Origin of the sequence: Olsenella sp. HMSC062G07 (assembly GCF_001811895.1) — a bacterium.
In the GTDB taxonomy this organism is placed as follows: domain Bacteria; phylum Actinomycetota; class Coriobacteriia; order Coriobacteriales; family Atopobiaceae; genus Olsenella_F; species Olsenella_F massiliensis.
Map to the genome: position 1 here is coordinate 40,862 of NZ_KV806951.1, position 12,833 is coordinate 53,694.

Below are 12,833 nucleotides of genomic sequence, written 5' to 3' on the forward strand. Positions count from 1 at the left end.
ACAGCCATGCTTTGTGGCATCATTCAGATTTATAAGGTAAATATAGTCAATAAATTAAATAAAAATAATAAAATGAACCCGGCATAAGTTGAAGTTTTAGGATGAAGGAGCAGTTATGGGATTTTTTCAAAACACAGCAAAACCTATCGGCTTTGGAGGAAAGTTGATGGTTAAATTTATGAATATTGGGCATGCCAAAGTAGCTGAATGGGGCTTTTCTCATGTCAATGTTTCTTCTTCTGCAACTGTCCTTGACATAGGTTGCGGTGGCGGGGCAAATGTGGCAAGTTGGGTAAAGCGCTGTCCACAAGGCCATATAACAGGATTAGACTACTCTCCTGTAAGCGTAGATGCTTCACAAAAATACAATCAAAAAGCTATTGCAGAAAATCGCTGTCAAATTGTTGAGGGCGATGTTTCCCGTTTGACTTTTGCCGAAAATACCTTTGATGCAGTTTCCGCTTTCGAGACCGTGTATTTCTGGCCCGGGCTTGAAAACTGCTTTCAAGAAGTATTCCGCGTGTTAAAAAAGGGTGGAACATTTCTTATTGTCAATGAGTCGGACGGAACTAATCCCAAGCAGGACAAATGGATAAATATCATCGAAGGACTAAAAATTTATAAGGAGAGCGACTTGACAAAGAGACTTCAAAAGGTCGGATTTTCTAATATAAGAGCATTTCACACAGACAAACATTGGCTTGCCATCCTGTGTGAAAAAACTTTATAACATTTTTCAAAGTGTAGAGGGGTGACTGACGGAATTTACGCATGGGTAAGGCATCCTATCTATTCGGCATTTTTCCTTATTGTAATCGGAGCAATCCTAATTCGGGGAAACTGGATTTTATTTTTTCTTATTCCTTTGTATTGGCTCTTCATGACATTTTTGATGAAGAATACGGAAGAAAAATGGCTGATAGCAATCTTTGGTAAAGAGTACGAGGCTTATAAGGATAGAACAAACAGGTGCATCCTCTGGATTCCAAAGAGATAGGACGAAGGAGTGGTTTTATGGATGTAATGCGAGCGATTTTAGACGGGATTGCGATAGCCGCAATCTTTAGCGGTTCGGTGGCAGCCGTAGCGCTTATTGATCCGAGATATTTTTTTGATTCTTATCCAAAGGCAATTCAGAGAGCCGCACACGAACAGATGACAAAAAAAGAGAAAAAAATAAATCACATTTTGACAATTATAATTTGCGGGATTTGCTTCATATATTCAACAGTAAGTATTTTACATACAGGCATTGCGGGCTTTTGGAATCTTTTTTTGATGGGATATATTCAGTGGAGCATATTAAACCTTGGAGATTTCTTTTTGCTGGATTGTCTGTTATTTCAGGGAAAATATAAGGATAAAATCGTCATTCCCGGCACAGAAGGACACCCTGACTATGAGTTCGGCAACTGGATGAAGCATTTGGCAATCAGGGAACATTTTGTAGTCACACCATTTTTGATAATACCGTTTGTTGCTGCGATCCAGGCTTTGATTACTGGGTTGATAGGAAGATAAGTTTTTCGGGTTGTTTATCTAAATCATGGAAATGCTTCTATCAAAATGCATAAAATGGGGCTGCACCCACACCCTTTGGATTGCATCCACGGGTATCAATTTGCACCCATAGGCTGAAATTCTATCAAAATATGATTTCCTTTCCATTAGTGTAGTAGGCGAACACCTCGGGGTGTTCGCCGTGCGTCGGGCGTTCATACTGCTCGTCGGATAAGAGAGGGGGCCGCCCTGGCTTGGGCGGCCCCCTCTTCTTCGTTTGCTATGTCTGCGGCATGACCTTCCGCTTTCCGCTCTCGTCGAGGTACGGCATGAGGCGCGCGCCGCCCTGCCCTGTAGTCAGCAGCAGATGCTCGCGGTTATGGCGGTCGCAGACGACCTCTTGCCGCACGTAGCCCGGAAGGTCGAAGATGGGGCCGTCGGCGTGGGTGTCCGTCACGTCCATGTCTCCGCCGGCGAAGGCCTCGGCGCCCTTATCGGGCTTATCGTTCTTTTCGGGGTCCATGTCCCTCTCCTCTCTCCTGGGTTTGTTTGCGCGCTTCCCTGCGCGGGACAGGCGGGTTTTTCTCGCTATCCCAAGCGAGGAGAGGGTATCGGGGGTGTCGCCGCGGCATGAAAAAGCCGCCCCGTGGGGCGGCCTTCGCGGTTGCGTCTCAGTCAGATGGTCTCGGCGTCGTACGCCGCCGGGCTAGAGGAACTCGATGGTCTTGCCGGTGAAGCCGTGCTCGCCGCGAATCCCGATAGGGTTGTTTTTCACTTGCGAGATGTCCCCCGCGTACATTGGGCGGAGCGCCTCGAACTTCTCGCCGTCAACGGCGACGCTCTTCCATGCGCCGTCCGGAAGCGGTTCCGAGAGGGTGAGGACGGTCAGCCCCGCGACGTTCCAGTTGTCAGTCACGTTCATCGATACCGGCCTCCTTCAGCTTCCGCAGGTAGTACTCAAGAGCGAGCTCGGTCTGGCGTGTCTCGCTCTCGGGGATATTGTACCGCTCGGCGACGCCAATCAGGTGTTTCTGGGCGTCCCTCTCCCTCAGCAACCTTCTCACCTCGGCGCCGTACTCATTGTAGTCCCCGCGCTCTTCCTGCTGGAAGTGGAAGACCTCCTCCAGGACGTCCGACGTGGTTGGGCGCTCCCGGAGCATGATGATGCCCGGGAGGTGGGAGGCGTCGGCGCCGACGACGTCCAGGTGGCGCTCCACGTCCTCGCCGCCGCGCATGACGACTCCGCCGTGGCGCTCAACGTAGTTCTTCTTCGCGTTGTAGAGGGACTCGTTCACGGGCTTTATGTTTGCTCTCCTGAGCTCTCGCTCCGTCGGCTTCCTGCGCGTGAGCGCCTTCGCGAAAAGATCGCGCTGCGTCGACCTACTCAGGTATTTCCAGCTCGCATCTGGAACGCCGCGGTCGCCGAGTTCGGCGGAGATCATGAAGCCCGCCTGCCGCTCGGTCATGCCCCGCGCCTTGAGCGTCCGCTTCACACCGTCCCCGTCCAGGAACTCTTTTCATGGACCGGCGGCTCGCGTCGCTCCTGCGCACCCTCGGCATGTCGCCGGCCCACTCGCGCCGCGGCCTGCGGTCCAGCACCGGCGCCTTGCCCTTCGACTCGCGCAGGTTGTCGTGCCCGGTGAACAGGCTGAGCTGACGGATGAGTTCGAGGCCCAGTGGGGGAGGGGGGCTAGCCCCTGCCGACGACAGGTTCGATGAGGATGACGTCTTCGCCATCTGGTCGATGGACGACGACGGGGAGATATCCATCAGCTTCCGCGACCAGCTGCCGCAGCCGGCAAGAGGATGACAACCAGCCATGCCCGTCCCGCCAGGCGAGCAGTCTCCCGGGCAAGGGGCTCGCGTGGCCCGTCACCCGTCCAACACGGGGTTGGGTAGACTGTGATATGTGGACGGTCGGAATGGTCGGGAGGTGCCATGGATGCTGACGTGATGCGACCGCGCACGGCGGACGGAGGCGTCGCCCTCGTGCTCGAGGGTGGTGGCTTCAGGGGCATGTTCACCGCCGGCGTGCTTGACGTCCTGCAGGAGCGGGGGCTCACGGGCTTCTCGAGCGTGTGGGGCGTGTCTGCCGGCGCCATCAATGCCGCCAGCTTCAAGTCGCGTCAGCTCGGGCGCACCATGCGCATCATGCTGGCGTACCGTGACGACAGGCGCTTCATGAGCCTGTGGTCCTGGGCCACGACGGGCAACCTTGCCGGCGGGGAGTTCATGTACGACGAGGTGCAGAACCAGCTGGATCCCAGCGACGACGCCACGTTCAACGCCAATCCCCTGCGCATGTTCGCGGTCGCCTCGGACGTCGTGTTTGGCTCTGCGGCCTACCTCGAGTGCTCCCATTTTCCCGACGACATCGTCAAGGTGCGCGCCTCCGCCTCTATGCCCCTCGTCTCGCAGATGGTGGACATCGAGGGCCATCGTTACCTGGACGGGGGGACGACCGACTCCATACCTTACGCCGCCGCGCTGGGCCTTGACGGCGCCACGCCCATGCCCGACTGCCCGCCCGCCCGCAGGGCGCTCGTCGTGCTCACGCAGGACCGCGGCTACGTCAAGGAGGGCGGCAACGAGGTCATGGCCCTGCGCTCCCATCGCTACGACGGATACCCCTTCTACCTGGAGGCACTCTCCTCGCGCGCGGAGCGCTACAACGCCAGTCGCCGGCGCCTCTTTGACCTTGAGCGCGATCCCCGCTCCCCCGTGCTCGTGCTCGCCCCGGAGCGTCCGGTCGAGGTGTCCACCAACGAGAGCAACGGCGGCCGTCTGCTCGACCTGTACCTGCGGGGTCGCCGCCAGGCAGAGCGCAGGCTGGGCGACCTGGCCGCCCTCTTGTCATGCGAGTCTGTTAGCAACTGAATAATTTGGCGGCCCGTCACCCAAAATCTGACATGAGAGGCCCTAACCTGTGAAGCCGCGCGCATATCAGCCCGCCGCAACGTTAGGAGTGAGCGCCCATGTCCCGTGTATTCAACTTCTCCGCAGGCCCCGCCGTGCTCCCCGAGGACGTCCTTCGGGAGGCGGCGGACGAGATGCTCGACTACCGGGGCTCGGGGATGTCGGTCAACGAGATGAGCCATCGCTCCAAGACCTTCCAGTCGATCATCGACGCGGCCGAGGCAGACCTTCGAGACCTCATGGGCGTGCCCGACGACTACAAGGTGCTCTTTCTTCAGGGTGGCGACTCCCTCGTCTTTGCCTCGCTCTTCCTCAACCTCGCCCTTAACAAGAAGGCGGATTACATCCTGACGGGCAACTGGGCCAACAAGGCCTATCAGGAGGCTAAGATCCTGGGTGACCCCAAGGTGCTCGCCAGCTCCAAGGACAAGAACTTCTCCTATATTCCCGACTGCTCGGACCTGGACGTTCGCGACGACGCGAGCTTTGTCTACATCTGCCAGAACAACACGATCTATGGCACCGCCTACCACGAGCTGCCCAATACGAAGGGCCACGAGCTCGTGGCCGACCAGTCCTCCATGTTCCTTTCCGAGCCCGTGGACGTCACGCGCTTTGGCTTCATCCATGCGGGCGTCCAGAAGAACGTGGGGCCGGCCGGCGTCCAGGTAGTCATCGTGCGCGAGGACCTCATTCCCGACGACCTGCCGGGCGTGCCCACCCTGCTGCGCTTTAAGACGCAGGCCGACGCGGGCTCGCTCTACAACACGCCCAACTGCTGGGGCATCTACGTCTGCGGCAAGGTCTTCAAGTGGATCCAGGCGCAGGGCGGCCTTGCGGGCATGAAGGCAAGGAACGAGGAGAAGGCGGCCCTCCTCTATGACTTCCTGGACAGCTCCGACCTCTTCCGCTCCACGGTGAACCCCAAGGACCGCTCGCTCATGAACGTGCCCTTCGTCACGGGCGACTCGCAGCTCGACGCTAAGTTCGTTGCCGCCGCCGCCCAAGAGGGACTTGTGAGCCTCAAGGGGCATCGCAGCGTGGGCGGCATGCGAGCGTCAATCTACAACGCCATGCCCCTTGAGGGCGTCCAGAAGCTCGTCGGCTTCATGAAGGGGTTTGAGACGGCCCATCATCGGGCGTAGGGCCCGTGCGCGGCGCGCCGCGGGCGCCCGCGTTTGCGAGATTGCGACCTCACGGCATTCCAACGAAGGGGAGACACGTGCACACCATCCACTGCATGAACAACATCGCCAAGGTCGGCACGGACCGCCTTGGGCCCAACTACGCGCTCACGGACGACCTTGGCGAGGCCGACGCCATCATGCTGAGAAGCGCCAACCTTCACGGCGTGACGTTCCCCCGGGGGCTGCTCGCCATCGCCCGCGCCGGCGCCGGCGTCAACAACATCCCGGTCGACCGCTGCGCCGAGGAGGGCATCGTCGTCTTCAACACGCCTGGGGCCAACGCCAACGCCGTCAAGGAGCTCGTGTTCTGCGGCCTGCTCATGGCCAGCCGCGACATCATCGGCGGCAACGAGTGGGTTCGGGACAACTGCGACGACCCCGAGCTTGCCAAGAAGACCGAGAAGGCAAAGAAGCGCTTTGCCGGCTGCGAGCTGGCGGGCAAGAAGCTCGGCGTCATCGGTCTGGGCGCCATCGGCGCGGCCGTCGCCAACACCGCCACGCGCTTTGGCATGGAGGCGCTGGGATACGACCCCTACCTCTCCATCAACGCCGCCTGGGGGCTCGACCGCCGTATCCGTCACGTCACGGACGTCAACGAGATCTTCCGCACCTGCGACTACATCACCATCCACGTGCCTGCCACGGACGACACGAGGGGCATGATCGGCGCCGAGGCCCTCTCTCAGATGAAGCGCGGCGTGGTGATCCTCAACCTTGCCCGCGACGTCCTTGTGGACGAGCAGGCCATGGCCGAGGCGCTGGACGATGGGCTCGTCGCGCGCTACGTGTGCGACTTTCCCAACCCGGCCACCGCGAACATGAAGAACGCCATCGTTCTTCCGCATCTGGGCGCCTCGACGGGCGAGGCGGAGGACAACTGCGCCATCATGGCCGCCACGGAGCTCAAGGACTATCTTGAGAACGGCAACCTGAGCCACTCCGTCAATTATGGCACGATCGACATGGGGCCGCTGCCTGCGGGCCGCGCGCGCATCAGCGTCTTTCATGCCAACGCCCAGGGCCTCATCGGCAAGATCAGCTCCACGCTCGCCAGTTCCGACCTCAACATCGAGAACATGGCCAACAAGAGCCATGGCGGCAACGCCTACACGCTCATCGAGGTCACGGGCGACGTCACCAAGGCGCCCGTTGACGAGCTCGCCGCCATCGAGGGCGTGCGTCGCGTGCGACTCATCTCGCCCGCGTAGGCTGCGGCCGGGGCGTCGGCAGGCTCACGAGCCACGTCTGACTATATGTGGGGCACCGCTCGCCGTGGGGATGGGCGGCGCCCCACTGCCTACGCCAGTCGCGCCAGTCGCCCCGAAGGGGCCTGAGTGCCTTGGATCTGAAGCACTGGCGCTACATCTCGGAATGGCCGCTGGCCGACTCGGAGACCGAGTTGTTGGTGTACACGTTGTAGATGCAGCGCGCGAGCGAGTCCGCGACGGAGATCTGCCTGATCTTGGATGTGTGCCCGTTGATGGCGGAGCACGGGACGGCGTCGGTGACGACGCACTCCCGGATGGGGGCGCTCTCAAGGCGCTCGATGGCGTTGCCCGAGAAGATGCCGTGCGTCGCCGAGACGTAGATGTCGCCCGCGCCCATCTCCTTGAGCTTGTTGATGGAGCCGCACAGGGTGCCGGCCGTGTCGATCATGTCGTCGTTGATGATGCAGGTCTTGCCGACGATGTTGCCGATGATGCCCATGACCTCCGCGGAGTTGTGCCGAGGACGGCTCTTGTGGGCGATGGCGAGCTCACAGCCCAGATAGTCGGAGAGCTTCTTGGAGACCTTCGCGCGGCCCATGTCAGGGGAGACGACGACGGTGTTGGCCCAGTCGAACCCCTTCTCCTTGAAGTAGTCGCCAAAGAGGTAGAGGGCCGTGAGATGCGTCACGGGGATGTCAAAGAAGCCCTGAATCTGGCCGGAGTGCAAGTCGAGGGTGATGACGCGATCGACGCCGGAGGTCTCGAGCAGGTTGGCGACGAGGCGCGCCGTGATGGGTTCGCGGGCCGCGGCCTTGCGGTCCTGGCGGGCGTAGCCGTAGTGGGGCAGGACGGCCGTGAAGCTCTCGGCCGAGGCGCGCGTGGCCGCATCGGCCACGACGAGGGTCTCCATGAGCAGGTCGTTGATGCTGTTGCCCACGATGGACTGGACGAAGAACACCTCGTCGCCGCGGACGGACTCCTCAAAGCGGGCGTAGATCTCGCCGTTGGCGAACTTCTCGATCTTGAGGCCCTGAAGCTCCAGGTGGAGAATGTCAGCGATGCTTCGTGAGAGCTCGGGGTTGCTCGTGCCGCTATAGAGCTTGATCTCCTTCTGATAGAGCGTGGGCTTGCTCAGGTTCTCGTACATGCCGTCAGTCCTCTTCCTCTAACCGCTCCCAATACGTGTCTGCCCAGCCCTCTTTGACGAGCTGCCTGGAGCGTTCCAGCGAGAGGGCCCCCGCCGGCACGTCCCTTGTGATGCACGACGCGGCGCCCACCAGCGCGTTGTCGCCAATGGTGACCGGCGCCACGAGCATGACGTCGGAGCCAATGAACACGTGGTCGCCGATCTCGGTGCGACTCTTGTGCTTGCCGTCGTAGTTGCAGGTGATGGTGCCCCCGCCGATGTTGACGTTGTCGCCCAGGCGGGCGTCTCCCAGATACGAGAGATGAGGGACCTTTGACCCGCGCCCCACCTCGGTGCCCTTGAGCTCCACGTGGGTGCCCGCCTTGGCATGGTCATGCAGGTGGGCGCCGCCTCGCAGATACGCGCGCGGACCGCAGCTCACGTCGTCGTCGAGGGCCGACCCGACGATGACGCTCTCGTCTACCAGGCAACGGTCGCCGATGATGGCGTCGGTGAGGCGGCTGTTGGGGCCGATGGTGCAGTCGGCGCCCACGCTCGTGCGTCCCCAGAGGAAGGTCTGGGGCAGCAGGGTCGTGTCGGGTCCCACCGTGACGTCGGGACCCACCCAGACCTGACTCGGGTCGAGCATACTCACGCCCTCGCCCATGAGGCGCTCGTTGATGCGCCGCCGCATGACGTCCGTCGCTGCGGCGAGCTGCGAGCGACTGTTGACGCCCAGCAGCTCGCGATAGTCCTCGGCGGCCAGGGCGCAGACGGGCTCGCCCAGGCCCACGAGGATGCCCACCATGTCGGTGAGGTAGTACTCGCCCTGCGCGTTGTCGGGGCGCATCTTGTCCACGTTGTCAAAGAGCCGCCGCCCGCAGAAGCAGTAGAGGCCCGAGTTGCACGAGACGAGGGAGCTGCGCTGCTCGGGGGTGCAGTCCCTGTCCTCGACGATGGCGCTCACCGCGCCGTCGGCGCCCGTGACGATGCGTCCGTAGCCGGAGGGGTCGGGCGGGGTCATCGTGAGGACGGTGCAGGCGTTGTGATGCGTCCGCGCCTCGCTGACGAGGGAGCGGATGGTCTCTGGCCTGACGAGCGGCATGTCACCATACATGACGACGGTCGGCCCCTGGAGCCTGCCGAGGGCCTCGCGCACGCACAGCACGGCGTGCCCCGTTCCCTTGCGCTGGGTCTGCTCGACGAACTCGACCGTCTCGTCTTGCCCCGCACCGTCGGTAAAGTAGCTGCGAACCTCCGCGGCGCCGCTGCCCACCACGAGGACGATGCGCTCGACGCCCGCCAGGCGCGCAGAACGAACCGCCCACCATATGAGCGGACGGTCTAGGAGGGGGTGCATCACTTTGGGGTGGGCGGACTTCATGCGCGTACCCTCGCCGGCGGCGAGGATGATCGCTGTAGTTGGCATGCTGCCTCCAAGCAGGTGACGTCCGACGGGTCTGCGAACGGTCGCGCAGACGCCCACGGCCCATGATAGCTCAGGGGTCGGCGTAAGGGGAGTGTAACGTTTGACGGATGACGCCGGCACAAAAGATTGCCGGAACGTCACGCGATGGCTGGGGCAGAGGGATTCGAACCCCCATTGACGGCACCAAAAACCGCTGTCCTGCCATTGGACGATGCCCCAGTTGTGACGCGCCTTGCCGCAGTCTTGCCAGCCCTGTGATTCTAACAGAGAAGCATCGCGCGCGCCCGTGCCGCCCGCGTCGGGGCCGTGGGCGCGGGCGGCGTCTAGCGGTCGAACGCGGCGCAGATGGCGTCCAGGAGCATCACGGCAAAGGTCTGCGCGTCGCCCGTGGTGAACGTCCCGTCGTACTCAAGGCCCAGGGACAGCTCGATGCGCACGACGGGAGGGACGCCCAGGACGCCCTCGCAGGCGGTCCTCAGCCGCTGGGGCAGGGTGTCGATGTCGTCGAGCGCGAGATTGGGAACCTTGCTGTAACGGGGCAGGTGCGAGGAGGCGAGCACGAGCACCACCTCGTCGTCGGGATGGGACGCCCCGACGCCGTCGATGAGGTCCAGACAGCTTCTCTCGCTGGTGGCGGAGGCGAGGTTCCATATCCTGCCCGCGACGTTGCGCGAGATGGGGTCCTCGGCCGTGATGGAGATGCGCGTGCCCTCGAGGACGCCGGCGGCACGGGCAAAGCTCATGCCGCCCATGGGGTGGGGACCGGCGGCCTGCTTGCCGGACCATACGTGATGCAGGCGCTCGATGTCGTCAAAGGTGTCCTGAAAGGCCATGCCGTCGGCAAGTTCGCCTTGGCTCTCCTGGAACTGCTTGACGGCAGACTCGGTGAAGACGCCGTAGTAGCCGTCAGGGTCGCCGCAGGAGAAGCCCAGGATGTTGAGGCGCTCCTGCAGCTGTTTGACGTCGTTGCCATGGAAGTTGGGAAGACGCAGGTAGAGCGTGCGGTCGCCCAACTGATACCCTTCGTCCACCAAGGACATCCAGGTGGCGGCGTCAACTTCGGTCCCCAGGCTCATGCCGTGGTCAAGGCGGAACTTGGCCACCGCCTGCTCCGTGGACTCGCCAAAGGACTGGTCGTCCAGCTCCCGCTGGTCAATGCGATAGCCCAGCGCGCCCAGCCGGTCCTGGATGTCGCTGACCGCAGCCCCCGAGGCACCCGCTCTGATTGCTTCCATCTGCTCTCCTGTTGTCGTGATGGCGGCAGGCTAGCTGCTTCTGCCAATGAAGTAGTCGGTCATCGAGAGAAGCAGCTCGCGCGGCCTCTCGCAAAGCTTTGCCGCGCCGATGATCCTCTTGGCGTCGTCGGCGAGCCTGCGCGCCCGGCGGCGTGCGGCGTCGAGGGAGCCCGCCTTTCCCATGAGCGCGACGGCCCTCTCAAGGAGCTCCGGGTCGTCGCTGTGCGCCGAGAGGATGGCGACGAGCTCGTTCTTCCCGGCGCGGTCCAGGCGCTCGAGGGCATGGCACACCATGAACGTGCGCTTGCCCTCCGTGACGTCGCTCCGGAAGTCCTTGCCCTGCGCCGCACCGTCCCCCGTCAGGTTGAGGAGGTCGTCTTGGAGCTGGAAGGCGAGGCCGGCCGCCATGCCAAAGGTCCGGAGCTCCTCGATCTGGCCGCGATTCCCCTCGCCGCAGAGGGCGCCCGCGACGAGGGGGGTCGCTGCAGAGTAGAAGGCGGTCTTGTGCGCCGCCATGGTCAGGTAGTCCGCGCTGCTCACGTTCCAGCAGTCGTCGCGCACCCAGCCCAGGTCAAGCGCCTGCCCCTCCAACGTGCGCTCCTCCATGGACAGCAGCTCGTCGAGCAGCCTCAGGCGCAGGACGGCTGGCAGGGCCTCGTCGCGCAGCACGAGGGCCTGCACGCAGACGAGCGCGAGGTCGCCCACGTTGACGGCGACGCCCAGGCCGTCGCTCAAATGAAGGCAGGGCTGGCCACGGCGCAGCTCCCCCTCGTCGGCGATGTCGTCATGAATCAGCGCCGCGCTCTGGAAGAGCTCGACGGCCGCCGCGCACGAGAGGGCTCGGGCGGGGTCCCCTCCCACGGCCTCGCAGCCCAGCAGCGCCAGGGCCGGACGAATCCTCTTGCCGCCTGTCGCCGTGAAGCGCGCGAGCGGCTCGTAGAGGTAGCGTTCGAGGGCGTCTGCGACGGAGGCCTCGTCGTGCCGGGGGCGAGGCAGGTGGGCGTCGAGGTAGGCCTCGATCAGGGGGCGCCGCGCGGCGAGGTAGCCCACGAAGGAGGTCGCGTCGTCAGCCATGGATGCCGCCTAGCCCTCGTAGCCGTCAGGGTTGCTCGACTGCCAGCGCCAGGAGTCGCGACACATGTCGTCGATGTCATAGCGCGCCTGCCAGCCCATGAGCTCGCGGGCCTTCGAGCAGTCGGCGTAGTTGGCCGCCACGTCTCCCGCTCGGCGCGGCTCCACCTGGTAGGGGAGCGTGCGACCGCAGGCCCGGCCGAAGGCCTCGATGACTTGCAGCACGCTGGTGCCGCGGCCGGTCCCCAGGTTAAACACCTCGACGCCGCTTCGGCCGCCCATCCAGGAGAGGGCCGCCACGTGACCCGCGGCGAGGTCCATGACGTGGATATAGTCGCGCACGCCCGTGCCGTCGGGCGTGTCGTAGTCTCCGCCGAAGACGTGAATCCGGTCGCGTTTGCCCACGGCGACCTGGGCCACGTAGGGCAGCAGGTTGTTGGGGATGCCCTTGGGGTCCTCGCCCATGAGCCCCGAAGGATGGGCGCCGATGGGGTTGAAGTAGCGAAGCAGCACGACGTTCCAGGCGGGATCGGCCACGTGAAGGTCGGAGAGGATCTGCTCGATCATCCACTTGGTCCAGCCGTAGGGGTTGGTGGCGGGCTTCTTGGGGCTCTCTTCCGTGAGCGGCAGGCTGTCGGGGTCGCCGTAGACGGTGGCAGAGCTGCTGAAGATGATGGAGCGACAGTCGTGCTCGCGCATCACGTCCACGAGCGTGAGCGTGCTGCCCAGGTTGTTGGCGTAATACTCGATGGGCTTTCTGACCGACTCGCCGACGGCCTTGTAGCCGGCAAAGTGTATGACGCAGTCGACGGGCGCATCGTCAAAGACGGCCTCCAGGGCGTCGCGGTCGCTGACGTCCGCCCGATAGAACGAGAGGCGCCCGGCCTCCTGCTCGCCGACGATGCGGTCGATGCGGTCCAGGACCTTCTCGGAGGCGTTCGAGAGGTCGTCGACGACGACGACCCTATAGCCCTTGGCGAGCAGCTCGACAACGGTGTGGCTGCCGATGAAGCCTGCGCCGCCCGTGACGAGCACGCAGGTGTCCCGCGGGTCCTTCTCCTGGCTCATGTGGTGTCCCCTTGCCTGTCTTGACGAGTGGTCTCAGCCAGAAGTATACGCGTGAGGGCCGGCGGGCGGGCGCCTTGCCCTTGTGCGCGCCCG

The 12,833-nt window shown here is 62.7% G+C and carries 14 protein-coding genes and 1 tRNA gene; 6 read left to right on the plus strand and 9 right to left on the minus strand.

The features are described from left to right. Positions 1–115 precede the first annotated feature (115 nt). From HMPREF2826_RS09055 to HMPREF2826_RS09065, 3 genes are read left to right on the plus strand one after another with little or no spacing between them, the layout of a single operon-like run. A complete protein-coding gene (locus tag HMPREF2826_RS09055; protein WP_083307226.1) occupies positions 116–730 on the plus strand; it encodes a class I SAM-dependent methyltransferase in 615 nt (204 codons plus the stop codon). A gap of 21 nt (positions 731–751) precedes the next feature. Continuing rightward, entirely contained in the window at positions 752–997 is a 246-nt protein-coding gene (locus HMPREF2826_RS09060; RefSeq protein ID WP_083307227.1) for a methyltransferase family protein, read from the plus strand. A gap of 17 nt (positions 998–1,014) precedes the next feature. Then, positions 1,015–1,521 (plus strand): hypothetical protein, encoded by a 507-nt coding sequence (locus HMPREF2826_RS09065; protein WP_083307228.1) that lies wholly within the window; start codon positions 1,015–1,017, stop codon positions 1,519–1,521. Positions 1,522–1,780: 259 nt separating this feature from the next. Here HMPREF2826_RS09065 and HMPREF2826_RS03430 read toward each other — a convergent pair whose 3' ends face one another. The 3 genes from HMPREF2826_RS03430 to HMPREF2826_RS03440 all read right to left on the minus strand — a co-directional run bounded on the left by HMPREF2826_RS03430 (position 1,781) and on the right by HMPREF2826_RS03440 (position 2,966). After that, positions 1,781–2,023 (minus strand): hypothetical protein, encoded by a 243-nt coding sequence (locus tag HMPREF2826_RS03430; protein ID WP_070639233.1) that lies wholly within the window; start codon positions 2,021–2,023, stop codon positions 1,781–1,783. 183 nt (positions 2,024–2,206) lie between these two features. Then, a complete protein-coding gene (locus HMPREF2826_RS03435; RefSeq protein WP_070639234.1) occupies positions 2,207–2,422 on the minus strand; it encodes a hypothetical protein in 216 nt (71 codons plus the stop codon). Then, positions 2,409–2,966 (minus strand): hypothetical protein, encoded by a 558-nt coding sequence (locus HMPREF2826_RS03440; RefSeq protein WP_070639236.1) that lies wholly within the window; start codon positions 2,964–2,966, stop codon positions 2,409–2,411. Before HMPREF2826_RS03440 ends, HMPREF2826_RS03435 begins: the two co-directional genes overlap by 14 nt. Positions 2,967–3,438: 472 nt before the next feature. Here HMPREF2826_RS03440 and HMPREF2826_RS03445 point away from each other — a divergent pair, with 472 nt between their 5' ends. The 3 genes from HMPREF2826_RS03445 (at position 3,439) to HMPREF2826_RS03455 (ending at position 6,811) form a co-directional block, all read left to right on the plus strand. Further along, the gene (locus tag HMPREF2826_RS03445; protein ID WP_246824675.1) at positions 3,439–4,377 is read left to right on the plus strand and encodes a patatin-like phospholipase family protein; all 939 of its coding nucleotides are present in this window, start codon (positions 3,439–3,441) and stop codon (positions 4,375–4,377) included. A gap of 98 nt (positions 4,378–4,475) precedes the next feature. Next, a complete protein-coding gene (gene serC, locus HMPREF2826_RS03450; protein WP_070639238.1) occupies positions 4,476–5,561 on the plus strand; it encodes a 3-phosphoserine/phosphohydroxythreonine transaminase in 1,086 nt (361 codons plus the stop codon). 77 nt (positions 5,562–5,638) lie between these two features. Beyond that, entirely contained in the window at positions 5,639–6,811 is a 1,173-nt protein-coding gene (locus tag HMPREF2826_RS03455) for a 3-phosphoglycerate dehydrogenase family protein (RefSeq protein ID WP_148138323.1), read from the plus strand. A gap of 151 nt (positions 6,812–6,962) precedes the next feature. On the opposite strand, the gene HMPREF2826_RS03460 is transcribed toward HMPREF2826_RS03455, so the two are convergent. The 6 genes from HMPREF2826_RS03460 to galE form a co-directional block, all read right to left on the minus strand. Further along, positions 6,963–7,958: a ribose-phosphate diphosphokinase gene (locus HMPREF2826_RS03460; RefSeq protein ID WP_070639240.1), complete on the minus strand. Its 996-nt coding sequence runs from the start codon at positions 7,956–7,958 to the stop codon at positions 6,963–6,965. 4 nt (positions 7,959–7,962) lie between these two features. Next, positions 7,963–9,366, minus strand: coding sequence for a bifunctional UDP-N-acetylglucosamine diphosphorylase/glucosamine-1-phosphate N-acetyltransferase GlmU (glmU, locus tag HMPREF2826_RS03465; RefSeq protein WP_070639242.1), 1,404 nt, complete (start codon positions 9,364–9,366; stop codon positions 7,963–7,965). Between the two features lie 145 nt (positions 9,367–9,511). Then, positions 9,512–9,585: transfer RNA gene (locus HMPREF2826_RS03470), tRNA-Gln, on the minus strand. Between the two features lie 104 nt (positions 9,586–9,689). Next, a complete protein-coding gene (locus HMPREF2826_RS03475; RefSeq protein WP_070639245.1) occupies positions 9,690–10,601 on the minus strand; it encodes a peptidoglycan-binding domain-containing protein in 912 nt (303 codons plus the stop codon). A gap of 30 nt (positions 10,602–10,631) precedes the next feature. Further along, positions 10,632–11,675, minus strand: a complete 1,044-nt coding sequence (locus tag HMPREF2826_RS03480; protein ID WP_070639248.1) for a polyprenyl synthetase family protein — start codon at positions 11,673–11,675, stop codon at positions 10,632–10,634. Positions 11,676–11,684: 9 nt separating this feature from the next. After that, entirely contained in the window at positions 11,685–12,740 is a 1,056-nt protein-coding gene (galE, locus tag HMPREF2826_RS03485) for a UDP-glucose 4-epimerase GalE (RefSeq protein WP_070639250.1), read from the minus strand. Between the last annotated feature and the right edge of the window lie 93 nt (positions 12,741–12,833).